Origin of the sequence: Streptomyces sp. SCSIO 30461 (assembly GCF_037023745.1) — a bacterium.
Classification (GTDB): Bacteria; Actinomycetota; Actinomycetes; order Streptomycetales; family Streptomycetaceae; genus Streptomyces.
In genome coordinates, this window is record NZ_CP146101.1 from 3,125,322 (window position 1) to 3,148,532 (window position 23,211).

Below are 23,211 nucleotides of genomic sequence, written 5' to 3' on the forward strand. Positions count from 1 at the left end.
CGCGCCCGCCCGGCTCGCCCCGGGCGGGCGCGGACTCGTGGCAGGAGTCATCCCACCAGTGACCGCAGGTGCGCCGCCGTCGCCGGATCGGCGGGAAGCAGGGTTTCGATGGCCAGCTCGGCCACGGTCACATCCAGAGGTGTGTTGAACGTGGCGATCGAGGAGACGAACGACAGCACCCTGCCACCGTGCTCGATCCGCAGCGGCAGCGCGAAAAGCGGCGCGAGCTCGTCACCCGCATGGGCCTGTTGCCTCTCCGGTTCCTCCGCCTCCTCCGCGGCGTCGTACGGGTCCGGCAGCGGATACGCCGCGACCTCCTCGTACAAGTCGCGCAGTGCCGCAGAGGGTGCAAGCGCCAGCCGCCGTTCCAGCTGGTCGAGCAGGTGCCCGCGCCACGTGCGCAGGTTGCGGATCCGCGGCGCGAGGCCCTTCGGGTGGAGGGTGATGCGCATGGCGTTCAGCGGGGCGGTGAGGAGTTGCTCGGGGAGGCCGTCGAGCAGCAGGGTGATCCCCCGGTTGGCCGCCACCACGCTGTACGTCGCGTCGACGACGAGCGCTGGATACGGCTCGTAGCCCGAGAGCAGATGCTCCAGGCCGGCGCGCAGGGAGCCGAGCGTCGGATCGTCCAGCGGGGTGCGCGCGTACCTGGGGGCGTAACCGGCTGCGAGCAGCAGGGCGTTGCGGTCGCGGACAGGCACGTCCAGGTGCTCGGCGAGCTTGAGAACCATGTCCTCGCTGGGTCGCGACCGCCCCGTCTCGATGAAACTGATGTGCCGCGCGGAGGCGCCGGCACGCAGTGCGAGCTCCAGTTGGCTCACCTTTCGGCGCTCGCGCCACGCGCGCAGTAGTGGCCCCACTCCCGTGTCAGGCAGCACAGTTGTCATCCGCCAACGTTAGCTTCGCTATCGGACACACCGGAGGGAGATCGGACCCATGCCCACAGAACCGTTGTCGCAGAAGGAGATCGAGGACAGGCTGCGCGAACTGCCCGGCTGGTCCCAGGAAGGCGACCGGATCGCCCGTACGTACCGGCTCGGCAACCATTTCGCGGCCACAGCGCTCGTCGTGCACGTGGCGCGGATCCAGGACGAGCTCAACCACCACTCGGATCTCACGCTCGGCTACAACACCGTCAATCTCACCGTGAACACACATGACGCGGGCGGCGCCGTCACCGAGCGCGACTTCGAACTCGCCCAGCGCGTCGAGGCGGTCGCTCCGGGCCATGGAGCAAGCTGACCCGGGTGTCGTAAGGCCGGGGCCGGGGTGGCGCAGTGGTGCCCCGGCCCTCGCGCCGCCATCGCGGCGACTTCTTTGCGGTAACCGCAAAGATGCTCGCCGGGAGCCCGGTACAAGCCGCACTCTGATCGCATGAGCTCTCACCAGCACCGGCACTCACATCAGCACCAGCAGCACGCCGACATCGACTGGGACGCACTCGCCCCGGTGCTCGAAAGCGGTGCGGAGATGCACCGTCCTCTCTCCGCCCAGGCCGCGGCCTGGGTCGCCGAACAACTGCCGGCCGACGATGTGCGCCGTGTCTTCGACATCGGCAGCGGCCCCGGGGTACTGACCTGTCTGCTCGCCGAGACGTTCCCGCACGCGGAAGTGGTGGCGGTGGACGCCACGCCCCAGCTCCTGGACAGGGCCCTCGCCCGGGCCGCTCGCAGCGGCTTCGGCGACCGCGTGCGGGTCCATGCCGCCGAAGCGCCCGACGGGTTGGAGGAGCTGGGTACCGCCGACCTCATCTGGGCCGGAAACTCGGTCCACCACATGGGCGATCAGCGTCTCGCCCTCGGGGCATTCGCGGAGCGGCTGCGCCCCGGCGGGCTGATCGCGGTACTCGAAGGCGGGCTCCAGGCCCGGCATCTGCCACGTGACATCGGCATCGGACGGCCCGGCCTCGAGTCCCGTATCGACGGCGCGAGCAGCGTCTGGTTCGAGGAGATGCGAGCGGCACTGCCCGGCTACACGGCCGTGGTGGAGCACTGGCCCGCGCTGCTGGCCGCCGCGGGTCTGTCGGACGCCCGCAGCCGCTCGTTCCTGCTGGACATCCCGGCGCCACTCACTGCGGACCAACGCGAGCAACTGGTTTCGGCGTTCTCGTGGCTGCGCTCCGTCGTGGAGGGGCGGATGGACGAAGAGGACCTGGCGGTCCTCGACCGGTTGCTGGACCCGGACGACGAGCAGGGCTTCATGCACCGTCCGGACTCCTTCCTGCTCGCCGCCCGCACGGTGCACACGGCCAGGCACCAGCACTCGGCAAAAACCTACGCCGTCAGCAGCACACCCGCGTACGCAGCGGCCGCGATCAGCACCCAGGCGATCAGCCCCACCCCGGCGATCCGCAACCCGGTCCGGGTCAGCGACGGCAGATGAACGGCGCTGCCCAGCCCGAACAGGGCGGCGGCCAGGAGCAGTTCCTGGGCCGTGCTCGCGGCTGTCAGCGCGTCCGCGGGCAGCAGTCCCGTCGTGCGCAGCCCCACCATGGCGAGGAAGCCCAGGATGAACAGTGGCACCAGCGGAGGCCTCGCCGTGGCAGCGGTGGTGGTGGCCCGGCCGCGGCGGCGCGCGGCGACCACCACCGCTGCCACCAGGGGGGCCAGCAGAGCCACACGCATCAGCTTGACCAGAACGGCCTCGCCCAGCGCGTCCGCACCGGCCGTCTGGGCGGTGGCGACCACCTGGCCCACGTCGTGGACACCCGCGCCCACCCAGCGGCCGAACTCGGCGTCGGTCAGGCCCAACGGGGCATGGAGCAAAGGCAGTACGGCTATGGCCAGGGTGCCGCACAACGTCACCAGAGCGACCGAGGTGACCACGTCCTCCTCGTCGCTGTCGTTCGCCGCGCTCACCGCGCCGATCGCGGACGCACCGCAGATGGAGTATCCGGTGGCGATCAGCAGCGGCTGGTCGCCGGGCAGTCCGAACCGGCGGCCCAGCCACCAGGTGCCCCAGAAGGTGGCGCCGACGACGGCGAACACCATGCCGACCGTCGCCCAGCCCAGTGCCAGCACATCACCCAGAGCCAGCTTCAGACCGAGCAGGACGATCCCGATCCGCATCAGCCGCTTGGCTGCCAGGGTGAGTCCCGGACGGCACAGGCCCGTGACGCCGGTGCGTATCCACGGGGTGTGCGCCGCGGCGATGCCCAGCACGACCGCGGCGGTGAGCATCGGCACGGCAGGCAGCGCGAGGTGGACGAGCCAGGCCGCGCACACGCCGGCGGCTGCCAGCCCGAGTCCTGGGGCGAGCCTGCGGACGGATCCTGGGACGGATCCCCATGCCGTCCGCGCGACGGACCGCGGAGCGGCCCCCCGTCCTTGGGCGGGCTCCGTGACGGCCGTCACCGGTCTGCCGGGAGGTCGTACACACGCCGGACGCTGCTGCCCAGGCGGGAGACGTCGGCTCCGTAGACATGCAAGGAAATCGCCTTGCACGTGCCGGAGTTGCGGACGAGGTGGATGTCGCCGGGCGGGGTGAAAGCGGCGACCGCGCCCTGCGGGCCGACCACATCCTCGGTGGCGACCAGCCGCGCCGTGGTGTCGCCCGGGACCAGGCGGTAACGGCGCTCGGACTCCTCGCCCTGGTGAACACCGGTGACGCCCCAGGAGACATGGTCGTGGATCGGGGTGCTCTGGCCGGGCAGCCAGACCAGGGCCACCAGCGAGAAGCTGCCGTCATGCTCGGCGTGCAGCACATGCTGCCGATAGCGGTCCGGATACCCCTCGTGGTGTTCGGGGAGGAGCAGATCGGGCCGACCCAGACAGGGCGCCAGCCGCTGGGCCACGAGTTGCGCGGTGTGCTCGGGTGCCAGCCCCCGCTGGACGGTTTGGCGTATTCCTGCCACGAGCTCGCGCAGGGGCTCGGTGATCCGGGATGGTGGAGCTGTGACGGCGGCCGTGTTCGCAGGGGTCATGGACGCAGCGTCCGCCTGGCGCGCCTCTCACGTCCAAGGAGAGTTGATTGCCGTGTCCCAAGGAATCGCTTATGGATGCGGCGTTGGTCGTTCAGCAGCCGGTCCTTGCCTCCGACACGGCCTTGAGCTGGTCGAGCACCAGGGCTGTGGCGGGGATCCGCATATGGTCCCGGAGCACGTAGGCGGAGATCTGACGACGGGTGTGGGGCTCCACGATCCGCCCGGTGACCTTCTCGTGGCAGAGGAACGACAGCACCAGCGCGGGGACCACCGCGATGCCCACCCCGGCGGCCACCAGACTCTGCAACACCAGGTTGTCATCCGTGGTGCAGGCGATGTCCGGGGTGAACCCTTCCTCGGCGCAGGACTGCAGGAAATGCGCGCGGCAGCGCAGGCATCCCGCGATCCAACGCTCATGCGCCAGATCGGACAGCCGCACGTTCCGGCGCCGGGCGAGCGGGTGCCCCGTGGGCAGAAGGACGGTGAGGGGGTCCTCGAGAAGCGGGATTTCGGCGAGTTCCTCCGGGATCTCGGCCGGCTGGCCCGGATAGCTGAAGGCCAGACTGATGTCGCACTCACCCTGAGCCACCAACCGGAGCGACTCGGGTGGTTCGTTCTCCACCAGTTCCACCCGTATCCCCGGGTGTTCGGCGGTCAGCCGGGCCATGACCTCCGGAAGGACGGTCGCGCCCGCGCTGGGGAAGGCGCAAACCGTCACCCGCCCGGACCGTAGCCTTGCGATGGCGTCTATCTGCTGCTGGGCCGCCGAGAGGCTGCCGAGTATCGTTCCTGCGTGCCGTCTCAGCGCCTCCCCTGCCTCGGTTAGCCTGAGGCCCCTTCCGACCCGGGTGAACAGGGGGGTGCCGACATCCCGTTCGAGCGCCTTCATCTGCTGGCTGACGGCCGGCTGGGTGTAGCCGAGCGCACGCGCAGCCGCCGAATAGGAGCCGCTCCTCACCACCTCGTGGAAGGTCTTGATGTACCGGGAGTCGAACACGATGAAAGCATAAGCGGAAATTGGGGTGCCCAAAGAAGGCGGTGTCTGCCGTTTGCGCCGCTCCTGCGGCCGAAACCGGTGGGTCTCACCGGGCGCGGGGCCCGGCTCCCCGGAAGTGGACGTGCCGGTGAGCAGCACCGGTGACCACCGCCGAGGAGCGGGCTGCGGCGAGGTGCGCCACGTCCCCGTCCACAGTCTCCACGGGGGCTCGCGCGTCAGGCTCCGAGGTTGAAGGTGGCCGGGTCGGGGCCCAGCCGGCGGTCCTCACCGAGCGCCGCGAAGGCGGCGAGGTCGTCCGCATCCAGCTCGAAGTCGAAGACGTCGATGTTCTCCCGGATCCGGGATGGCGTCACGGACTTGGGGATCACCACATTGCCCGTCTGGAGGTGCCAGCGCAGTACGGCCTGAGCGGGGGAGCGCCCGTGCTTGCGGGCGATCGCGACAACCGTGGGCACCTCGAGCAGGCCGCGTCCCTGCCCCAGCGGGGACCATGCTTCGGTGGCGATGCCGTGCCGGGAGTGCAGGGCGCGGGACTCCTCCTGCTGGAGCTGGGGATGCAGCTCGATCTGGTTGACGGCAGGCACGACCGAAGTCTCGTCAAGGAGCCGCTCCAGATGCCCGGGGAGGAAGTTGGACACCCCGATCGCCTTGGTGCGCCCCTCCGCGAGGAGCGTTTCGAAGGCTTTGTAGGTGTCCACATACTCATCCCTGGCCGGTACCGGCCAGTGGATCAGATACAGGTCGATGTAGTCGAGGCCCAACCGTTCCAAGGAGGCGTCGAAAGCACGGAGGGTCGCGTCGTAGCCCTGGTCGCTGTTCCAGAGTTTCGTGGTGATGAAGAGTTCTTCGCGGGGGATCCCCGAGTCGGCGAGTGCTCGGCCGGTGCCCTTCTCGTTCTCGTAGACGGCTGCCGTGTCGATGCTTCGGTAGCCCGCGTCCAGGGCCGTGGCGACGCTCTTGGTCGCCTCGTCGTCAGGGATCTGCCAGACGCCGAAGCCGAGCTGCGGCATCCGCACGCCGTTGTTCAGGGTGAGGGAGGGGACGTTGTTCACGAGCAGTCGATCCTTACCTTCGTCTCTGCCTGATGCAGGCACAACGAACAACCGGACGGTGGCATTCCGACTCCATGGAATCGGTGGTGCCGGCGGCTTCCCAGGTGCCCGGTCTCAGCGGTAGAGAGCGTCCACCTCTTCCGCGTAGGCGACCTCGATCGCCTTGCGCTTCAGTTTCAGCGAGGGGGTGAGCAGACCGTGCTCCTCACTGAACGGATGCGCCAGTATCCGGAACGTCCTGATGGACTCCGCCTGCGAAACCAAGGTGTTGGCGGCCACCACCGCACGCCGGATCTCCATCTCCAGATCGGGGTCGCGCACGAGTTCGGCGGGTGGCAGAGGGGCCCTGTTGTGCATGGCCAGCCAATGGTCGACGGCCTCCTGGTCCACGGTGACCAGCGCCGCGATGAAGGGCCGGTCATTGCCGACCACGATGCACTGGGCCACCAGCGGGTGCGCCCTGACCCGCTCCTCGAGGCCCACCGGCGACACGCTCTTGCCGCCGGAGGTCACCAGGATCTCCTTCTTCCGCCCGGTGATCGTCAGATAGCCGTCCTCGTCCAGCGCGCCGAGATCCCCGGTGGCGAGCCAGCCGTCGTTCAGCACCGCGTCGGTCGACTTGGGATCGTTGAGGTAGCCGGTGAAGACCTGTCCGCCGCGTATCCACACCTCACCGTCCTCGGCGATGTGGACGGTCGTACCGGGGATGGGCTGGCCCACCGTGCCGTACTTGGTGCGCTCCGGGGGGTTCGCGGTCGCTGCGGCGGTCGACTCGGTGAGTCCGTAGCCCTCGAACACGGTCACCCCGGCGCCTTCGAAGAACAGGCCGAGCCGCCGGTCCATACCGGAGCCACCGGACATGGCGTGCCGCACCCGGCCGCCCATCGCGTCGCGGACCTTCTGGTAGACGACCTTCTCGAAGAACTGGTGCTGCACCCTCAGCGCCGCCGAAGGCCCGGGTCCGAGCCCGAAGGCCCGGTGCTCCAACGCCTCGGCATAGCGCACCGCGACATCAGCGGCCTTGTCGAAAGGCCCCGCCTTCCCGCCCGCCTCCGCCCTGCGCCGCGCTGCGTTGAAGACCTTCTCGAAGATGTAGGGGACGGCCAGGATGAACGTCGGCCGGAACGAGACGAGGTCGGGCAGCAGCGCACTGGCCTGCAGCACCGGCTGATGACCCATCCTGACTCGGCCGCGGATCGCCGCGACCTGCACCATGCGGCCGAAGACGTGCGCCAGTGGCAGGAAGAGCAGCGTAGCCGGCTCATCGCCCGGCTTGGAGTGGAAGACCGGCTCCCAGCGCTCGATCAGAGTGTCGGTCTCGTACATGAAATTGGCGTGGGTGATCACACAGCCCTTGGGGCGGCCCGTCGTTCCCGAGGTGTAGATGATCGTCGCCACCGACTCGGGAGTCACCGCCCTGCGGTGCCGGTGCACCACCTCATCCTCGATGTGCTCGCCCGCAGCGACCAGCTCGGCCACGGCCGACTTGTCCAGCTGCCACAACCGCTGCAGTCCCGGAAGCCGGTCGATGACCGAGCCCATGGTCATGGCGTGGTCCTCGTGCTCGACCACGCAGGCGGACACCTCGGCGTCGTGCAGCATCCAGAAGACCTGCTCCGCGGACGACGTCGGGTAGACGGGCACGCTCTGCGCACCGACGGTCCACAGCGCGAAGTCGAAGAGTGTCCACTCGTATCGCGTGCGGCACATGATCGCGACCCGGTCGCCGAACCGCACGCCCTCCGCGAGCAGCCCCTTCGCGATGGCCAGCACCTCGTCGCGGAAATCGCCGGCGGTCACATCACGCCACTCGCCCAGCTGGTCCTTGCGGCTCAGGGCGACATGATCAGGATCCGATCGGGCGTGGTCGAACACGGCATCCGCCAGGCCGCCGACAGGTGGGGCCGTCGCCAAGGGTGGAACCGTGAACTCACGCAATGACCTGCTCCTCGTGGCGCTCCGCACAGCGCCGGTGACGGTACCCCACAGCGGGCTCGCTGGGGAGGGGCTTCAGCAAGTCGCCACATTTCGCATCGCTGCTGGTCAGCCGTTCATATCCGGCCATATGAGGGGCCGTTGGGCAAGGCTCTGCCCAAAGAGCACATCAGGATGCCGGTAATCTGCACCGAATCTGTACGGGGCGGACACCCCCGCTCTACGCGACCACGCGGCTCAACGGGAAGGCCCGACCTCTCACAGCGGCGCCCCGCCACGGTGCAGCCGGTCGCCGCCCGCGAGGATCGAGGCGGCGAGCGCGTCGGCCGCCTCCCGGGTGCCGTGGGACGCGCCGGGCCGGTGGCCGTGGAGCAGCACGAAGTCCACGTCGCCCAGCGCAGGCAGCCCCGCCGAGGCAGGCACCGGGGCCAGGCCGGGCGGCACCAGTCCGCGGGTATGGGCCATCACCCCGAGTTCCGCCCGCGCCGCGGCGATCAGCGCGCTGAGACTGGTGCTCGTGCACACGATGCGCCAGGCCCGGTTGTGCGACTGGAGTGCCTCCAGCGCCTTGGCGCGGGTGATGCCCGGCGGAGGGAAGACGATCAGGGGCACGGGGCGGTCCGGAGCCGGACTGAGCCGGGGCGCGCCGATCCAGCCCAGGGTGTCCCGCCAGACCAGTTCGCCCGGCCCGTCGCTCGCGGCCCGCTTGGCGAGCACCAGATCGAGCCCGCCCGCTTCGAGCCGCCGGTGGAGCGTGCCGGACAGCGCGACCGTGAGCTCCAGATCGACCTCGGGGTGCTCGCTGCGGAACGTCCTGAGGATCTCGGGCAGCCGGGTGAGGACGAAGTCCTCCGAAGCGCCGAATCGCAGCCGCCCGCGAGGCCGGTGCCCGGAGAAGAAGACGGCGGCTCGTTCCTGCGCGTCCAGGATCGAGCGGGCGAAACCCAGCATCGCCTCGCCGTCCTCGGTGAGCCGCACACTGTGTGTGTCCCGGGTGAACAGCCGCCGCCCCGTGGCGCTCTCCAGTCTGCGCACATGCTGGCTCACCGTCGACTGACGCACTCCGAGCCTGCGGGCGGCCCCGGTGAAGCTCAGCGTCTGGGCGACCGCGAGGAAAGTACGCAGGTGAACCGGCTCGTACACGCCTCCCAGGTTACGCGTCCATCGCGAGTCGTGATGACTGTCAGTCCGGAGTACGGGATTCCCGATGGCCCTTCGACCGGTGAGGATGAGGGCATGCCTCGTCGGCCGCGCGGGGTCCGCAGCAGCCGCATGAGAGCACAGCACAGAGCACAGGAAGCGCATTGAGCATGAGCCGCCTCGTTCCGCCGCGCCTGCGGCCCGGTGCGCTGTTTCGTCCGCCGTTCGACCCGTTCCTGACGGCACTGTCCGCCACCGTGCTGCTCGCCGTGCTGCTGCCGGCCTCCGGTACGGCGGCCACCGTCGTCGACGGCGTCGCCACGGGCGCCATCGGCCTGCTGTTCTTCCTCTACGGGGTGCGGTTGTCCGCCCGGGAGGCATGGGACGGGCTGCGGCACTGGCGCCTGCATCTGACCGTACTGGCCGCGACGTTCCTGCTCTTCCCGCTGCTCGGGCTCGCGGCGCGGGGCCTGGTCCCGTGGCTGCTCGCCCCGCAGCTCTACACCGGGCTGCTGTTCCTCTGCCTGGTCCCGTCTACCGTCCAGTCCTCGATCGCGTTCACGTCGATCGCTCGCGGCAACGTGCCCGCCGCGATCTGCGCGGGCTCGTTCTCCAGCCTTGCCGGGATCCTCCTCACCCCGCTGCTCGTCGCGCTGCTGCTCGCCCAACAGGCGGGCGGCTTCTCCACGGACGCGGTGCTCAGAATCGTGTGGCAACTGCTGCTGCCGTTCCTCGCCGGTCAGCTGACGCGCCGCTGGACGGCGTGCTTCGTGGCGCGGCACAGCGGGATGTGCCGCGTGGTGGACCGCGGTTCGATTCTGCTGGTGGTGTACGTCGCCTTCAGCGAGGGCATGGTCGCGGGTGTCTGGCACCAGGTCACCCCGCTGCGGATCGGGGCACTGCTGCTCGTGGAGGCAGCGTTGCTCGCCGTGATGCTGGTGCTGACCTGGTATGTCCCGAAGCGGCTCGGCTTCGACCGCGCCGACCTCATCGCGATCCAGTTCGCCGGCTCCAAGAAGAGTCTCGCCGCGGGGCTTCCGATGGCCGGTGTGCTCTTCGGCGCGCACGCGGGCCTCGCCGTGCTGCCGCTGATGCTGTTCCACCAGCTGCAGTTGATGGTCTGCGCGGCGATTGCGAAACGGCGCTCCCGGCTCTCACCCCCGGGCCCGCACCGCCACGGCGGACCGGTCGGCGCCGGAGGGCGGACGAAGCGTGCGGCAGGACCGGCAGCGAACCGGAACCGGCGTGAACAGCCCGTGGCGCACACTCCGCACCAGGAGCGGTAGCGTGCGGCCATGCCCGCATCCGAACCCCCGGCCGCCCGCCCGCGCGTCGCCCGCTGAGGAGCGGTCGCTCACACTCGCGAGGGCAGCGCGATGCGCTCCTCACCCGCGTACACGTTCATGTCGGGCCCGCGCAGGAAGCCGACGAGGGTGAGACCGGACTCCAGGGCCAGGTCCACGGCCAGCGACGACGGCGCGGAAACGGCCGCCAGCACCGGGATCCCGGCCATCACCGCTTTCTGCGCCAGCTCGAACGACGCCCGCCCGGAGACCAGCAGGATCACCCGCGACAGGGGCAGCAGGCCCTCCTGCAGCGCTCTGCCGACCAGCTTGTCAACGGCGTTGTGCCGCCCCACGTCCTCGCGGACGTCCAGCATCTCCCCGTCCGCCGAGAACAGCGCGGCGGCATGAAGCCCGCCGGTCTTGTCGAAGACCCGCTGCGCCGCCCGCAGCCGGTCGGGGAACCGGGCCAGCAGCGCGGGTTCGACCCGCAGCGCCGGAGCCGACGGGGACGTGCCGGTGCTCGGGAAGCGGGTGGCGGTGCGTACGGCGTCGAGGCTGGCCTTCCCGCACAGACCGCAGGAGGACGTGGTGTAGACGTTGCGCTCCAGCGCGATATCCGGCACCGGGACACCGGGCGCGAGCTGCACGTCGACGACGTTGTAGGTGTTCGCGCCACCGCCGGGCTCCGCGCCGGCGCAGTACACGACCGACCTGATGTCCTCAGGGGCGCCGATCACACCCTCGCTGACCAGGAAGCCCACCGCGAGCGCGAAGTCGTCACCCGGTGTACGCATCGTGATGGCCAGCGGACGGCCGTTCAGCCGGATCTCCATGGGCTCCTCGGCGACCAGGGTGTCCGGCCGGACGGACACCGCTCCGTCCCTGATCCGGATCGTACGGCGGCGCTCGGTGACCCGTCCCATGGTGATCAGTCCCGGTTCTGTGCGTGCGGTGGTCTCGGCGGTCCCATTGTCCCCGGAGCCGTGAGCTGCGGACCGCCCACCGCCGTGGCCTGAGGTGCGGTCCCGCACGGCCCTGACGCATCCTTGCTGTGTGACCTGGTACGGCGCGGCGAGGCATGACCCGCGCAGCGGGCGCGGGCAGCATCACGGGACGAGTGTCGGCGCTGTCACCGGTGCGGACGAGCTCGGACTCGTGCTCGCCGAGGCCGCGGTCAAAGCCACCGGCGCGGTGGGCGGATACGCCGGTGGGGTATACCTCCGCTCGGACACCGAAGGCCTGCTCCGCCTGGCCGTCCTCGTCGGGCTCCCGGGCGAGCTGATGCGTCCCTGGTGGCGTATGCATGTGAACCGCCCCTTCCCCGTGGCCGAGTGCTACCGGACGTCCGAGCCCGTCCACCTCGCCGACAGCGAAGAGGCCATGCGCCGCTTCCCGCAGCTCATGGCCGGTCTGCCGTTCCCCTTCGGCTCCCTCTACGTGCCCGCGCAGAGCGCCGACGAGAAGTTCGGGGTGCTGGTGGCCCTGCGCCCCGCCACCCCGGGCCATCCCGTCGAGCAGTCCGACCAGCGTCGGATGAGTCAGGCCGGTCAACGGCTCGGCGCCGCACTGGCCCAGCTGGAGCGGGACGGCGTACCCGTGAACTGGAGTGGTGAGCCCCTGGTCGTCCAGACCCCCGAGGCAGCCTGCCGGCCGCTGCGGATCGGCACATTCGACTGGGATCTGAGCACCGGGGACCTGGCGGCCGACGAGGAGTTCTGCGCCATCCTAGGGATCAGCCCGGACGAGTTCCCGGGCCGGATCGAGGCGCTCACCGCGCGGGTGGTCCCCGAAGACGTATACCAGCTCTGGGTCGTCGGCAGGGAGGCCGCCCAGGAGGGCCGACCGGTGGTCCGCAGGCTGCGGTTGCGGCGCGCCGACGGGCCGCCGTCCTTGCTGGAGCTCGCGGGCCGCCCGGTCCATGCTCCGGACGGCGGGATCGGCGCGCGCCGCCTCGCCGGCTCGCTGATCGATCTCGGCTCGGGAGCCATCGCCGGCGAGGCGGTCGCCGACCGGCTGCCCGACGGGCTCTTCTCACTCGACCGGTCCGCACGGATCACCTACGTCAACCGCACCGCGGAGACGCTGCTCGGACGCAGCCGGGCCGATCTGGTCGGCCGGGTGCTGTGGGAGGCCGTACCCTGGCTCGACCGGCCCGCCTACGAGGACTTCTACCGGGCCGCGCTGCTCTCCGACGACCCCGTGCGCTTCCAGGTGAACCGAGGTCGGCAGGACTGGGTCTCGGTGTCGCTCTACCCCGGCCACCACGGGCTCACCGGGACCATCGCGGCCGCGGACCGCCCGGACTACGGGGCCACTTCCATCAGCCGTCCCGGCTCCGGTCTCGCCTTCGCCGCACCCGGCGACCGCGCCACCGCCCTGTACCGTCCGGTCGCCCTCGCCATCGCGCTGACGGAGGCCGTCACGGCGAGGCAGGTGTCGGCGGTCGTCACCGAGGAACTGCTGCCCGCGTTCGGCGGACGCCAACTGGCCATCTACGTGCTCCACGAGCGGCATCTCTACCTCGCCTGGGAGACCGGCTTCCCGGCCGGATTCCTCGAGTCCTTCGAAGGGGTGGGGCTCGACGCCCGGCTACCCGGGGTGGAGACCCTCACCACCGGACGCCCGATCTTCTTCGAATCCATGGAGCTGCTGGCCTCCGCCTACCCGGGCATCCCGCTGGACGCCGCGGTCGGCGCGCGTGCGTTCCTCCCTCTGATCGCCTCCGGGCGGCCCGTGGGCTCCTGCATCCTCGGTTTCGACCAGCCGCGCGGATTCGCCCCCGAGGAACGAACGGTGCTCACCGCCCTCGCCGGGCTCATCGCCCAGGCACTCGAACGTGCCCGGCGCTACGACACCGAAGCGGCCCTGGCACGCGGCCTCCAGGACGCGCTCCTGCCGCACCGGCTGCCCGCGATCGAGAACGTGGAGACGGTCGGCCGCTATCTGCCGGGCACCCAGGGCATGGATGTCGGTGGCGACTGGTACGACGTCATCGAGACCGACCGCGGTCTCGACCTGGTCATCGGCGATGTCCAGGGCCACGGTGTCTCCGCGGCCGCGATCATGGGCCAGCTGCGCAGCGCGGTACACGCCTTCGCGCTCGCCGGTCTCGAACCTGCGGACGTGGTCAGCGGCACCAACCGGCTCCTCAGCGACCTCGATCCCGCCCACTTCGCCACCTGCTGCTATGTCCGGCTCGACCCCGCCACCGGCGACGCCCAAGCCGTACGCGCCGGGCACCCGCAGCCGCTGATACGCCGGCCCGACGGCGCCACCGAGGTGCTCGACCTGGCGGGCGGCCTCATCCTCGGTGTCGACCCCGCGGAGGCGTATCCCGTCAACGAGCTGAGCATCAAGCCAGGCGAGGTGCTCGCCCTGTTCACCGACGGTCTGATCGAACGCCCGGGCAGGGACATCGACATCGGCATCGAGCAACTGCGTTCCACTCTCGCCCGGTCGGGCCCGGCCACCGTGGCCGATGTCGCCGACCGCCTCATCCGGGACGCACGGCGCTCCACCGACCGCCCCGACGACATCGCACTGCTGCTCACCGCCCGTTGGGCCGGCCCGGCGACGGAGCGGATGCTCGGCCGTTCAGTCGACAGTTGATCTGCACAGCATCTCCGGCGCGCGGTCACATGCCGTCAACTCCCTGAATTTTGTTGCTACTGACCAGTAGATGGAATGTTCCATTCCGTACATCATGAGGCGCGAGCATGCCAACGCTCGTTCGTCTGAACGGCCCACGAGCATGCTTCGAGCCGCATTCCCATCCCCAGGAGTCCCCACATGCATGTACGCAGATGGAAGTCCGGCGCAGCCGCGGTCGTCGCCGCCGCTGCCCTCGCCGTATCCGCCCCGACGGCGACGGCCGCCGCCCCCGCGGCGGCGACCGCCGCCCCGGCGCAGTCCGCTGCGAAGCACAAGGCCGCGCTCACCGCCGCGGGAGCCGCAGGCATCGACTACGCGACCTGGCAGCGCGACATCGACGCTGTCATCGCTGTGGCCCGCCCCTACATCGAGCAGCGCACATCGCAGCCCTCCGGCAAGAAGCAGGCGATCGTCCTCGACATCGACAACTCGTCGCTGGAGACGGACTTCCATCCGTTCTGGGAGTGGCCGACCCCCGCCATCAAGCAGGTGCGGGACCTCGTCCGGTTCGCCGACTCGCGAGGTGTGGACATCTTCTTCGTCACCGCGCGTCCGGGCATCATCTACTCCATCACGGACTACAACCTGAGGAAGGCCGGCTACCCGGTCGACGGGCTGTACGTGCGTGACCTGCCCGACCTCTTCGACGAAGTCAGCGCCTACAAGACGCGCAAGCGTTCCGAGATCGAGGCGAAGGGCTACACGATCATCGCCAACATCGGCAACCGGGACACCGACCTCGTCGGCGGCCACGCCGAGCGTACGTTCAAGCTGCCTGACTACGACGGCGCCCTGTCCTGACCTCCGATTGACCGCCTGGGTGCCCTCGGCGGACCGCTCCCGGAAGGCTGCGGGCACCCTGCGTGGTTGTTTCGCCGCACTACGTCATGACACCTTCAGGGTGAGCCACTGACCACCCGAAATGCGGTTCGGGGGCACCCCGAACCCCTGGTAGAGTTGTCCATGTCGCTGCGGGGAGCACCCGCGAGAGGCAAATCACCTGGTCCGGGTGGCGGAATGGCAGACGCGCTAGCTTGAGGTGCTAGTGCCCTTTATCGGGCGTGGGGGTTCAAGTCCCCCCTCGGACACCAGCAAGGACCCCTGTTGATCAGGGTTTTTCTGCTTTTCCGGGCAGTGGCGTGACCAACCACGTGACCAACGGCCCAGAGATTCCCCAGGTCAGACCAGGGATGACAGGCCGAGTCGGCCCGCACCGGAGGCAGCCAGTCGGCGCGCTCCGTCCTTACGTGAGTGGCCGTACCGAGCCATGGTGTAGCCCGGCGAGTGGTGCCGGACGTTGGCAGAGACCTCCACGGGGTTCTCCCCGGCCTCCAGATCGTTCGTGACCTTGCTGTGCCTCCAGTCGTGGATACGGAACTCCTCGGGCAGCTTCAACCGGGTGCGCATGGTGCGCCACCGGGCAGACACCTTCTCGGGGTCCTGCGGTCCACCAGCCTCGCCCCGGTACAGCTTGAAACCGTCCCTGGCGAACACCAGATCATGATCCGTCCAGGCGGAGCCCAGACGCTTCCGCTCCGCGTCCTGGCGCTCCTTCTGCCACTTCAGGACGTTCATCACGGACTGATCCACATAGATTCAGAGCGTTGTCGTCACCGTCCTTGGTGAGCTTCCGCAGGCGGTAGGCGTTGCCCTCTTCGACCACGACCCAGCCCAGTTCAATGGCCCCCTCATCCCACTTCACAAGGGACCACTTCATGCCCAGGGCCGCACTGCGCCGGACGCCAGTAGCGGCGTAGACGGTCCACAGGGGAGCGTCCCTCAGGCAGTGGTGAGACAGACCGCCGTCACAGGCCCGGTTCCCGCACGGCTCCCACACCGAGGACAGGAACCGTCCGGTGCCGTCATCGTCCAGGGTGGGGAACTTGCTCTCCTGCGCCCGTATCTGCCGGGCAGTGGACGGGTGCGCAGTCGCTGCCGGGTTGGCGGGTATCAACTTGGGCACGGCCGCGCCGAGAGCGCCGGACAGGATGTTGTGGACGTGCCTGACACTCTTCGCCCCCAGCGGCTCGCCCTTGTTGGTCGGGCACGGGGCGGACTCCAGCAGCCGATACAGGTCATCCAGGGTGTCATCGGTGACTTCACACAGCTTCACGCCGCCGATGTGCGGCTTGACGTGTAGACGGATCTTCGTCTCGTACCCGGCCACGGTGGTTCCCTCCTTCCTGTGATTCGCCAGCCACTTGTCCAGCCAGTCACCCAGCTTCATGTCCGAGCGGGCCGCTACCTTGCCCGCCTCGTGATCCGTGATCCACTGACGCAGCGCCCTTTCCGCTGTCGTCTTGGTCGCGTAGTCCCGTCCGATCCAGTAGCGCTCCTGCCTCCCCGTCGCCTTGTTGAAGTGAAGGGGCGTGCGCACACCCCAGGTGTTCGGTCTGCCCTTGCGCGGGATCTCCACCGGAGTCCCCCCGAGCCCGTTACCGCGCTTCGCCACGTGGGTTACTGCTCCTTCCTGTCACTGCTCAGCCAGTCGTTGAGGATGGCTGTTGCCTTGTCCGTGAGTCGCTTGCCGTCCCACAGGTCCAGTTCCTTCGCGCGCTTGACGCGCTCGGACAGGGTGGCCTTGCCGACGCCCAGACGGGCCGCCAACTCCCCTTGCGGTGCCGTGGTGTCCGTGGCCCGCAGCCGGGCCAATTCGGCCACCAGTAGGGCGTAGTCCAACTCGGTGCGGCAACGCTCGGGCACGGGCCACGGTTCGCCCATGACTTGATGCTGCTCGGGCTCCAACGCCGCCCGGAACTCCGCCTTGATCTGGGCGAAGGGGATCTGTCGCAAGAGGCTGGCCGGGATGCCGTCCGTCTCAAGGGCGTCGGACATCAACCGGTCGATCTCGTCTACGTCAGGCCCTCCGATGCTGAGCCGGATCTTTAGTTCGATCGGCCCCGTGAAGGGGGCATTGATGTCAGCGCGTGCGGAGACCTCCCATGGGCCGTAGCAGCGGCGCCACACCAGGTCATTGCCTTCGCGGCGCCACTCGTTGGCTGCGTCTACTTCCTCTGTGTTCACGTGACCCACCATAGCCCATGCCGAACCAGATGCAGCAGGTTCAATGCATGGATCCGACTAGCGATATTGAACTTGACGCAACCAGTTCGGCCATGGTCATCCTGGAGTAGGCCGCACAGCAACGGGCGGAAGCAGCCGCCCACCGGCCAGGACTAGAGGAGGACGATGGAGCCCAAGCTGATGACCGTCGAAGAGGTTGCGGAGTACCTGGGAGTGCCCAAGTCGTGGGTCTACTCCAACCACAGGCGGAGAGCCATCCCGTCCGGGATCACGTCCGGCGCGAGCATGGTCAATCACCTGTGGGAGCAGCAGGAAGCGACCACGGAGACCGAACAGGGCAGAGACGTTCGGGCCTTTGTGTGTGAGGAGGAGTGGACTGAAGTGCTGAAGAGGGTCAAGCGTGACCCCTCGTTCACCACCAAACTCCGTGCTGCCTGGGACGGGGCGACGCTGCGCAACACCACCAAGGAGGAGGCGCAGGAAGTCCGCGATCCCGCCATGGTTCTGCACGCGCACATCACTCCGCCCGACTGGGCCCGGTACGTGGGTGAGTCGGAAGCGGCCGGAGGCTCGTACAACCGCATCCTCCCCTTCCTGCTGGGCTCCGTTCCCATGCTCGATGACGACCGGGTGAGCCTGCCCGACGTGGACGGTTCGGAGCTGTCGGACGCGTACGGCTGGGCTACCGCACGGCCCCGTGTGATCACTCTTGGGGAAGACGCCCGTCCCTTGTGGCGGATCGTCCGACGCTACGCACGCATCCTGGGTGAGACCCTGCCGGAGGGTCAGGCGGTGTTCATCGAGCGGACCGCAGAGCAGACTCTGAGGGTTGCGGCTTGCCTGGCCGCTTCCGAGTGTTCCGAGATCATCACGGAAGAGATGCTGTCGGCCGCGTTCATGCTCGTACGCCGATCCGTCCAAGACGCCGTACGCGTCACCAAGGGAGCTACCTCCCCGAAGAAGCAGCGACAGCCACTCAGCCTCGCGGACAAGGTGCGCGCCCGCATCGAGCTGCACGGCGGTCGGGCCACCTCCTCTCAAGTGCTCCCCTACGTGGGAGCGTCTGCCAGTGAGGTGAAGGCACTCCCCGAAATCGTCGTCACCGTGGACCGGTCGGGGAAGACGGGCCGACCGGCCACCGTTTTCACCCTTCGAGGGGACGCTTCCCAGGGCGAGGAGTCAGCGCCGGCTGAGCGGTCCGTGGTGGATAGGGCGGGAATCAAGGTCGTCCACCTGGACGCCTATCGGCCGGAGCCGAAGGAAGCCCCGGAGCCGGTGAAGCGGCCCGAACCGATCATCGATTCCAACCCCTTCCGTGCTCTGCTCTAACCAACCCACAGGAGAGCCCCGGCCACTGGCCGGGGCTTCTTTGTTGGTTCGACTATCCAACTGGGCAACGCAGTTCGGGAGCGGCGCGATTCGGGGAACAGGTCACCAGTGCCAGAGACAGGAACGAGGGTCGTTCGAGGTAGAAGCCCAACGACACGTCCGCCCCTGATTCCATTCGCTCAGCAACGGAGTTGACCAGCGTGGACAGACGGGTGGTGTCGCGGTCTCTCTCGGCGGCGAACCGGTGCGCGTACTCGGCCAGCCTCTCGCCGAGCCAGGCCGCCGCTTCCTTGGCCTCATCCCAGGTGCCACGAACCAAGGAGCGCGGCTTGATGAGCCAGTACGCCGTTTCGATGGGCGGCAGATCAGAAGTGGGGAACTCCGCGACCGCCTCACGATGCCTCTGGATCAGGTCCGGCGCGCTCCCTGCTGGGGGCGGATGGGGATGCGGGGGCCGTCGTAGGGCTTCCTGATCGAAGCGTTGCTTCGGACCGGTCCACAGATATCCATGGTGGTGCACGAGTCGTTCCCGTTTCGAGGAGTGCCAGCCGGCCGGGCACGGGCCCAGGGACGGGGGATGGACCCGGCCCGGCTGACGGAGGGGGAGGATCAGACGTTGAGGCCGAACCGCGCCGGGTCGATCCCGGCCGCGTCCAGTTCCTCCGTGGTGAACCGCAGCGGCTGCGCGTCCGGCCGCTTGCTGTCACCGAGGGCCCAGGCGTCCTCACCGATCTGGGCCAGGGTCACGCACCCCTCGGTGCAGGGGCCGCCGCACGCCTTCACGAACGAGGCCCCGTTGATGTCGAGCGCGTACAGCTCACTTCCGTTCAGCATGACTGCACCTTCCTGCTCAACTGATCGCGGCCATGACTGACCGCCGCCGCCCATACCGGGCGGGAGTTCAGGGATTCCACCGCCGAGGCGGGGTCTCTACTCGGCGCGAACCACCATCGCGAACGAGGTCCGGACGCGCCGGAATCCGGCGTGACCGGAACGATCCGTGTGGTTCATGCACTCCACATCGACGGACGCCGACTCGGTGGAAGGGGTCGCCTTCCACTTGCAGTGCAGGCACTCAGCCTCAAAGGTCACGTCCGTGTCGGGATGCTCGGTGATTCGGTGCATCACGTACCGCATGGCTGTTTTGATGCTCACAGCCCACTCCTGCGGCTCCGCGCGTTGGCTTCAGCGACTCGGCTACTCAGTCCCTCTGTCGGCCCAATGGGCGGGGCCGTGTAGTCAGGACACTTCGGGCTCCCGCACTCACACCGGGGCCAACGCAAAACCGAGCCAGGCGCCAGGTCGGCGCCCTCGGGGCCAGGGTCGCTCTTCTGCACCATGAGCACGCCGTCTACGCCGAACGCTTCGGAGAGACGGGAGAGGAACTGCCGGGCCTCACTGCTGCCCAGATGATCAGCTGATTCGATGCCCTGCGCCCTGCTGTCGGTCATCGCGCTGTGCCCTCCCGATCGCTTCCGAGGTCGATAGAACGACCCTAGGAAAGGGCGGATTCAGGCAGCTACGTTCTTGCACCAGCTTGCACGCGAACTAACCGAGAGAGGTGATCGCTTCCGAGATCAGCGCTCGCGCAGGGGCGCCGTGAACCGCAATCTTGGACAGCTCCGCGAACGCTTTCGCGTACGTGGCAACCTCGCTGGGCGCGGTGACGTTCACGGCCGCTGTGAGCAGTTCGACGCTCGCCTGACGACTGTCGAACAAGTAGAACGCTTCCAAGGGCCAGACACGGCGCGGAGCCGTGAAGGGAATCACTCCCAGGCTCACGTTCGGCAGAGCCATGACCGCCAGGAGATACCCGAGCTGGCCAGCCATGGTGGCTTCGTCGCCGATCCGGTAGCGAAGCACCGTTTCTTCCAGGAGCAGAGCGAACCGGTGGTCACCCTCGTGGAGAACGCGCGAGCGCTCGATCCGGGAGGCGGCGGCCGTCTCTGAATCGTCTGGGGTTCCTTGGAAGGCCGCGATGGTCGAGAGCAAGGCGGCGGCGTATGCCTCGGTTTGAAGCATCCCGGGGACCACGTTCGAGCAGTACACGCGGAAGTGGCGCGTTTGCTCATACAGGGGAACGACTTCCTCCTGTGCCCGGCGCATACCGTGCCGGTGGAGCTTCTGCCAGTGCACGTACATCTGATCGGCTTGCCGATTCGCCGCGATCAGGTCTTCAACCTGGCCCTCGGCTCCGCACGCCTTGCACCAGGCGCGGATGTCGGCGTCAGACGCGGGTGTCTTGGCCCGCTCGATGCGTGACGACTTGGCCGGACTCCAGCCACAGCGAAGGGCCAGCTCATGCCCGGTTAGCTCCGCGTCTCTGCGCAGGCCCCCAAGACGGGTGGCGATGGCTTCACGGGCAGCCTGGGCACTGGACGAGGGGGATGCAGACATGAGTTGGCTCTTCGCGATTCGTCAGGTCAGACCGAGTACTTCTCGTGCGGGATACCGCGCTCCCACACCGTCTCGAAGGCTGCGGAGGCCAGTGCGGCAACGTCCGGTTCGGACCGTACCTCCCAACCAGGCTCGGACCAGCTCCCCTCCCCGGTGAAGTGGTTGAAGAGCACGATCTTCCCGTCGAACACCCAGCAGTCGTTCCCTGGAAGTGCGATGTCGGAAGCCTGACGGCGGGGAAGCCAGCGCACTTGTTCCCCAGCGTGGAGGTTCACCACGGTGCCTGCGTGCTCGTACCGGATGTACTCCGTGACAGGCTCCGACACCACACGGGCCCGGCGGACGACGACTCCCCGGGCCACGGTGCCGCGAATCAAATCAACCCAAGGCGCCCAGTAGGCAGAGGCAGGGTCCACGTCGCGTTGGCCTGTGCGCTGCCAATTCTCGAAGTCCTCGGCCTCGTCGCCCACCCCGTACGAGTCGCGCATCTCCAGATGCACCGCCGAGTGCCGAGCCGCCGCCAGCAGCTCGTTAAAGCCCGGTTCCTTCTGCGACATCGCACGCCTTCCTCAGCATCGGCACCATGCGGGCCGGAACCCGGATCACTGCTTCGTGTGGCGGAATGCCGGGCGCATGCCCGGGAACCTCGAACGCGGCGCACTCCGCCTCTAGCTTCTCGTCTGGCCTCCAGCCTTGAAGCACCAGCTCCCCCTTCTCCTCGTCCACCCATACGGTGGGGGAACCCTGCTGCCCTGTGTCTGGATCAATCCCGATGAACCGTAGTGCCATGACTGCCTCCGGTGTCGAGTGGCTTACGCCAACTTGCACGAGCTTCGTTGCGGCGGCGTCTGAGCGTCAAGGCTGACGGCCACTCGCAGGCCCTACGTGGTCGGTTCTCGGCCAACCGGAAGACTCGGGCCCGAGGGTTGGCTACGTGACCAACGCATGACCAACAGCGGCCAGGAAGGGGCAGAAACAGCAGGTGAGCATGACCAACCCGCACAGGCTCCAAGAGGCAGCAGAGGGTATATTTGCGCAGGTCAGCCAGCTAGGGGGCTGGTGCCCGAGTGGAGAGTTCAAGTCCCCCCTCGGACACCAGCAACCAGCAGAGACCCCCTGTTGATCAGGGGTCTTTCTGTCTTCACGGATCCGTCCGGTGCTTTCGGTGATTCATCTCGGATTCGCTCATTCGCCCTGTGCCTGATTTCCCCGGTACGCGTGAGAGGGCGAAAGTCGCCCTTCCCTTTTCCGCCGGTGCAGGACGCGGACGCTCCGACCAGGATGCGGCGCCTGTCATGAGCCTCTGTGCACGAGCAGTGTGATCGGTCGGCGGAGGTAGCGCCACAGAGGTCAGGGGTGTTGCTGCTTCTCGCCTTCGAGCCAGTCCCTGTAGTAGGTGGGACCCAGGTCGGCGCCGTCCGGAGCGGTGAGCACATCACCGGGCACCGCGGCGAACATGCCCGCCTGGTCGTCGGTCACCACACGACGGCCGTCGGGACGGGCGCCCAGGGTGATCCGGCCCAGTTCGTCCAGGGAGAACACCTCGGGGCCGCCCACGTTGCGGATGCCCTGCAGCGGTGGACCGGATGCGGTGCCCGCTACCGCGGCTGCGACATCCGCCGCCGCCATGGGCTGCACAGGGGTCGGTGGCAGCCGGACGATGTCTCCGTCGCTCGTCCAGGACATGATGGCGTCGACGAACTCGTAGAACTGGGTGGCCCGTACGATCGAATAGGGGGTCGGCCCGTTCACAAGCGCGTTCTCCTGGGCTGCCTTGGCCCGGTAGTAGTCGAGTCCGGGCACCTGGTCCACGCCGACGATCGAGAGAATCACCTGGTGCCGTATCCCGGCCGCGTCAGCAGCGGCCCCGATGGCGGCCGCCGACGTCTCGAAGAACTCGATGGAGGACGCGTCGAAGGTGGGGGAGTTCGTCAGGTTGACCGCCACATCGGCGCCTGCGAAGGCCTCGTCAAGCCCCTTGCCGCTGACCACGTCGACTCCGGTCGACAGCGACGCCGCGACCACCTCGTGTCCGGCCGCCGAGAGCAAGTCGACCACCTGGGAGCCGATCAGGCCCTTCCCCCCGAGGACTGTGAACTTCATGGAGCGCACCCCTCACGGCGGCCTTCTGCGGCGGCCCCGGATCTCGGTGACGGTGGGGTCGGAAACACCTCTCCGACCACGGTACGCCTCACTTCCCGACGTCCGCAGCGCGGAATGCCGAGGTCATCGGGCGCGGTGAAAGCGGCGACGGTCGACGAAAGGTGGGCCGCGCGGAGGCGGGGCAGCCTGGCGTACGAAGGTGAACGAGGTCCGTCTCCCCCGTGCCGGAGGTGGCGCGATGGCGAACGACGAGTCGGCGGTGGGTCCTTCGCACCAGCCGGGGCAGCGGCGAGAGCAGCGCTCCGAGGCATGGAAGACGGCAGTCACCGTCATCCAGGAGGCCGCGGTGCCGCCCACCCGTCGATGAGGGCGGGCGGC

At 68.6% G+C, this 23,211-nt stretch carries 25 protein-coding genes and 1 tRNA gene; 8 read left to right on the forward strand and 18 right to left on the reverse strand.

Annotated elements, in window-relative coordinates; all coding sequences use genetic code 11:
- Positions 1-47 precede the first annotated feature (47 nt).
- Positions 48-884 (reverse strand): helix-turn-helix transcriptional regulator, encoded by an 837-nt coding sequence (locus tag V1460_RS13775; RefSeq protein ID WP_338674014.1) that lies wholly within the window; start codon positions 882-884, stop codon positions 48-50.
- 49 nt (positions 885-933) lie between these two features.
- Between V1460_RS13775 and V1460_RS13780 the strand changes: the two genes are divergently transcribed.
- Both V1460_RS13780 and V1460_RS13785 read left to right on the forward strand, forming a co-directional pair.
- A complete protein-coding gene (locus tag V1460_RS13780) occupies positions 934-1,239 on the forward strand; it encodes a 4a-hydroxytetrahydrobiopterin dehydratase (protein WP_338674015.1) in 306 nt (101 codons plus the stop codon).
- 132 nt (positions 1,240-1,371) lie between these two features.
- Positions 1,372-2,379 (forward strand): class I SAM-dependent methyltransferase, encoded by a 1,008-nt coding sequence (locus tag V1460_RS13785; RefSeq protein ID WP_338674016.1) that lies wholly within the window; start codon positions 1,372-1,374, stop codon positions 2,377-2,379.
- Here V1460_RS13785 and V1460_RS13790 read toward each other — a convergent pair.
- The 6 genes from V1460_RS13790 to V1460_RS13815 form a co-directional block, all read right to left on the reverse strand.
- The gene (locus tag V1460_RS13790) at positions 2,271-3,350 is read right to left on the reverse strand and encodes a YeiH family protein (RefSeq protein ID WP_407077450.1); all 1,080 of its coding nucleotides are present in this window, start codon (positions 3,348-3,350) and stop codon (positions 2,271-2,273) included. The genes V1460_RS13785 and V1460_RS13790 overlap by 109 nt on opposite strands.
- Positions 3,347-3,919 (reverse strand): cysteine dioxygenase family protein, encoded by a 573-nt coding sequence (locus V1460_RS13795; protein WP_338674017.1) that lies wholly within the window; start codon positions 3,917-3,919, stop codon positions 3,347-3,349. Before V1460_RS13795 ends, V1460_RS13790 begins: the two co-directional genes overlap by 4 nt.
- 91 nt (positions 3,920-4,010) lie before the next feature.
- Entirely contained in the window at positions 4,011-4,916 is a 906-nt protein-coding gene (locus V1460_RS13800) for a LysR family transcriptional regulator (protein WP_338674018.1), read from the reverse strand.
- A gap of 215 nt (positions 4,917-5,131) precedes the next feature.
- Entirely contained in the window at positions 5,132-5,968 is an 837-nt protein-coding gene (locus tag V1460_RS13805) for an aldo/keto reductase (RefSeq protein WP_338674019.1), read from the reverse strand.
- Positions 5,969-6,082: 114 nt separating this feature from the next.
- Positions 6,083-7,882: a long-chain fatty acid--CoA ligase gene (locus V1460_RS13810; protein ID WP_338674020.1), complete on the reverse strand. Its 1,800-nt coding sequence runs from the start codon at positions 7,880-7,882 to the stop codon at positions 6,083-6,085.
- A gap of 279 nt (positions 7,883-8,161) precedes the next feature.
- Positions 8,162-9,046, reverse strand: coding sequence for a LysR substrate-binding domain-containing protein (locus V1460_RS13815; RefSeq protein WP_407077451.1), 885 nt, complete (start codon positions 9,044-9,046; stop codon positions 8,162-8,164).
- Positions 9,047-9,213: 167 nt separating this feature from the next.
- Between V1460_RS13815 and V1460_RS13820 the strand changes: the two genes are divergently transcribed.
- The gene (locus V1460_RS13820; RefSeq protein WP_338674021.1) at positions 9,214-10,329 is read left to right on the forward strand and encodes a bile acid:sodium symporter family protein; all 1,116 of its coding nucleotides are present in this window, start codon (positions 9,214-9,216) and stop codon (positions 10,327-10,329) included.
- Between the two features lie 68 nt (positions 10,330-10,397).
- Here the strand turns inward: V1460_RS13820 and fdhD are convergent, their stop codons facing one another.
- The gene (gene fdhD, locus V1460_RS13825) at positions 10,398-11,252 is read right to left on the reverse strand and encodes a formate dehydrogenase accessory sulfurtransferase FdhD (protein WP_338678041.1); all 855 of its coding nucleotides are present in this window, start codon (positions 11,250-11,252) and stop codon (positions 10,398-10,400) included.
- A 130-nt stretch (positions 11,253-11,382) separates the two neighbouring features.
- Here fdhD and V1460_RS13830 point away from each other — a divergent pair, with 130 nt between their 5' ends.
- The 3 genes from V1460_RS13830 (at position 11,383) to V1460_RS13840 (ending at position 15,071) form a co-directional block, all read left to right on the forward strand.
- Positions 11,383-13,938: a SpoIIE family protein phosphatase gene (locus V1460_RS13830; RefSeq protein WP_407077452.1), complete on the forward strand. Its 2,556-nt coding sequence runs from the start codon at positions 11,383-11,385 to the stop codon at positions 13,936-13,938.
- A 180-nt stretch (positions 13,939-14,118) separates the two neighbouring features.
- Positions 14,119-14,781, forward strand: coding sequence for an HAD family acid phosphatase (locus V1460_RS13835; protein ID WP_338674022.1), 663 nt, complete (start codon positions 14,119-14,121; stop codon positions 14,779-14,781).
- 202 nt (positions 14,782-14,983) lie between these two features.
- A tRNA-Leu gene (locus V1460_RS13840) sits at positions 14,984-15,071 on the forward strand.
- 88 nt (positions 15,072-15,159) lie between these two features.
- Here V1460_RS13840 and V1460_RS13845 read toward each other — a convergent pair.
- The 3 genes from V1460_RS13845 to V1460_RS13855 are packed head-to-tail and all read right to left on the reverse strand — an operon-like array spanning position 15,160 to position 17,004.
- Complete coding sequence (locus V1460_RS13845; RefSeq protein WP_338674023.1) at positions 15,160-15,474, reverse strand: hypothetical protein; 315 nt, start codon at positions 15,472-15,474, stop codon at positions 15,160-15,162.
- A 4-nt stretch (positions 15,475-15,478) separates the two neighbouring features.
- Positions 15,479-16,432, reverse strand: a complete 954-nt coding sequence (locus V1460_RS13850) for a hypothetical protein (RefSeq protein ID WP_338674024.1) — start codon at positions 16,430-16,432, stop codon at positions 15,479-15,481.
- 5 nt (positions 16,433-16,437) lie between these two features.
- The gene (locus V1460_RS13855; RefSeq protein WP_338674025.1) at positions 16,438-17,004 is read right to left on the reverse strand and encodes a hypothetical protein; all 567 of its coding nucleotides are present in this window, start codon (positions 17,002-17,004) and stop codon (positions 16,438-16,440) included.
- Positions 17,005-17,169: 165 nt separating this feature from the next.
- On the opposite strand from V1460_RS13855, the gene V1460_RS13860 reads away from it, so the two are divergent.
- Positions 17,170-18,333: a DUF3987 domain-containing protein gene (locus tag V1460_RS13860; protein ID WP_338674026.1), complete on the forward strand. Its 1,164-nt coding sequence runs from the start codon at positions 17,170-17,172 to the stop codon at positions 18,331-18,333.
- A 52-nt stretch (positions 18,334-18,385) separates the two neighbouring features.
- On the opposite strand, the gene V1460_RS13865 is transcribed toward V1460_RS13860, so the two are convergent.
- From V1460_RS13865 to V1460_RS13895, 7 genes are all read right to left on the reverse strand, one after another.
- Positions 18,386-18,853, reverse strand: coding sequence for a hypothetical protein (locus V1460_RS13865; RefSeq protein WP_338674027.1), 468 nt, complete (start codon positions 18,851-18,853; stop codon positions 18,386-18,388).
- 89 nt (positions 18,854-18,942) lie between these two features.
- A complete protein-coding gene (locus V1460_RS13870; RefSeq protein WP_338674028.1) occupies positions 18,943-19,167 on the reverse strand; it encodes a DUF397 domain-containing protein in 225 nt (74 codons plus the stop codon).
- Between the two features lie 96 nt (positions 19,168-19,263).
- Positions 19,264-19,488, reverse strand: coding sequence for a hypothetical protein (locus V1460_RS13875; RefSeq protein ID WP_338674029.1), 225 nt, complete (start codon positions 19,486-19,488; stop codon positions 19,264-19,266).
- Positions 19,489-19,881: 393 nt separating this feature from the next.
- Positions 19,882-20,730 (reverse strand): helix-turn-helix transcriptional regulator, encoded by an 849-nt coding sequence (locus V1460_RS13880; RefSeq protein WP_338674030.1) that lies wholly within the window; start codon positions 20,728-20,730, stop codon positions 19,882-19,884.
- Between the two features lie 26 nt (positions 20,731-20,756).
- Positions 20,757-21,287: a DUF6879 family protein gene (locus V1460_RS13885; RefSeq protein ID WP_338674031.1), complete on the reverse strand. Its 531-nt coding sequence runs from the start codon at positions 21,285-21,287 to the stop codon at positions 20,757-20,759.
- Positions 21,262-21,519 (reverse strand): hypothetical protein, encoded by a 258-nt coding sequence (locus V1460_RS13890; RefSeq protein WP_338674032.1) that lies wholly within the window; start codon positions 21,517-21,519, stop codon positions 21,262-21,264. The genes V1460_RS13885 and V1460_RS13890 overlap by 26 nt, the downstream gene beginning before the upstream one ends.
- Positions 21,520-22,080: 561 nt before the next feature.
- Entirely contained in the window at positions 22,081-22,833 is a 753-nt protein-coding gene (locus V1460_RS13895) for an SDR family oxidoreductase (protein WP_338674033.1), read from the reverse strand.
- Positions 22,834-23,071: 238 nt separating this feature from the next.
- Between V1460_RS13895 and V1460_RS13900 the strand changes: the two genes are divergently transcribed.
- Positions 23,072-23,200 (forward strand): hypothetical protein, encoded by a 129-nt coding sequence (locus V1460_RS13900; protein WP_338674034.1) that lies wholly within the window; start codon positions 23,072-23,074, stop codon positions 23,198-23,200.
- The last annotated feature ends 11 nt before the right edge of the window (positions 23,201-23,211 follow it).

Excerpts from the sequence above, each read along its gene's own strand:
- V1460_RS13895 (WP_338674033.1), bottom strand. The coding sequence starts at position 22,833 with ATGAAGTTCACAGTCCTCGGGGGGAAGGGCCTGATCGGCTCCCAGGTG.
- V1460_RS13880 (WP_338674030.1), bottom strand. The coding sequence starts at position 20,730 with ATGTCTGCATCCCCCTCGTCCAGTGCCCAGGCTGCCCGTGAAGCCATC.
- V1460_RS13870 (WP_338674028.1), bottom strand. The coding sequence starts at position 19,167 with ATGCTGAACGGAAGTGAGCTGTACGCGCTCGACATCAACGGGGCCTCG.
- V1460_RS13795 (WP_338674017.1), bottom strand. The coding sequence starts at position 3,919 with ATGACCCCTGCGAACACGGCCGCCGTCACAGCTCCACCATCCCGGATC.
- V1460_RS13775 (WP_338674014.1), bottom strand. The coding sequence starts at position 884 with ATGACAACTGTGCTGCCTGACACGGGAGTGGGGCCACTACTGCGCGCG.
- V1460_RS13785 (WP_338674016.1), top strand. The coding sequence starts at position 1,372 with ATGAGCTCTCACCAGCACCGGCACTCACATCAGCACCAGCAGCACGCC.
- V1460_RS13780 (WP_338674015.1), top strand. The coding sequence starts at position 934 with ATGCCCACAGAACCGTTGTCGCAGAAGGAGATCGAGGACAGGCTGCGC.
- V1460_RS13860 (WP_338674026.1), top strand. The coding sequence starts at position 17,170 with ATGGAGCCCAAGCTGATGACCGTCGAAGAGGTTGCGGAGTACCTGGGA.
- V1460_RS13885 (WP_338674031.1), bottom strand. The coding sequence starts at position 21,287 with ATGTCGCAGAAGGAACCGGGCTTTAACGAGCTGCTGGCGGCGGCTCGG.
- V1460_RS13900 (WP_338674034.1), top strand. The coding sequence starts at position 23,072 with ATGGCGAACGACGAGTCGGCGGTGGGTCCTTCGCACCAGCCGGGGCAG.
- V1460_RS13890 (WP_338674032.1), bottom strand. The coding sequence starts at position 21,519 with ATGGCACTACGGTTCATCGGGATTGATCCAGACACAGGGCAGCAGGGT.
- V1460_RS13820 (WP_338674021.1), top strand. The coding sequence starts at position 9,214 with ATGAGCCGCCTCGTTCCGCCGCGCCTGCGGCCCGGTGCGCTGTTTCGT.
- fdhD (WP_338678041.1), bottom strand. The coding sequence starts at position 11,252 with ATGGGACGGGTCACCGAGCGCCGCCGTACGATCCGGATCAGGGACGGA.
- V1460_RS13835 (WP_338674022.1), top strand. The coding sequence starts at position 14,119 with ATGCATGTACGCAGATGGAAGTCCGGCGCAGCCGCGGTCGTCGCCGCC.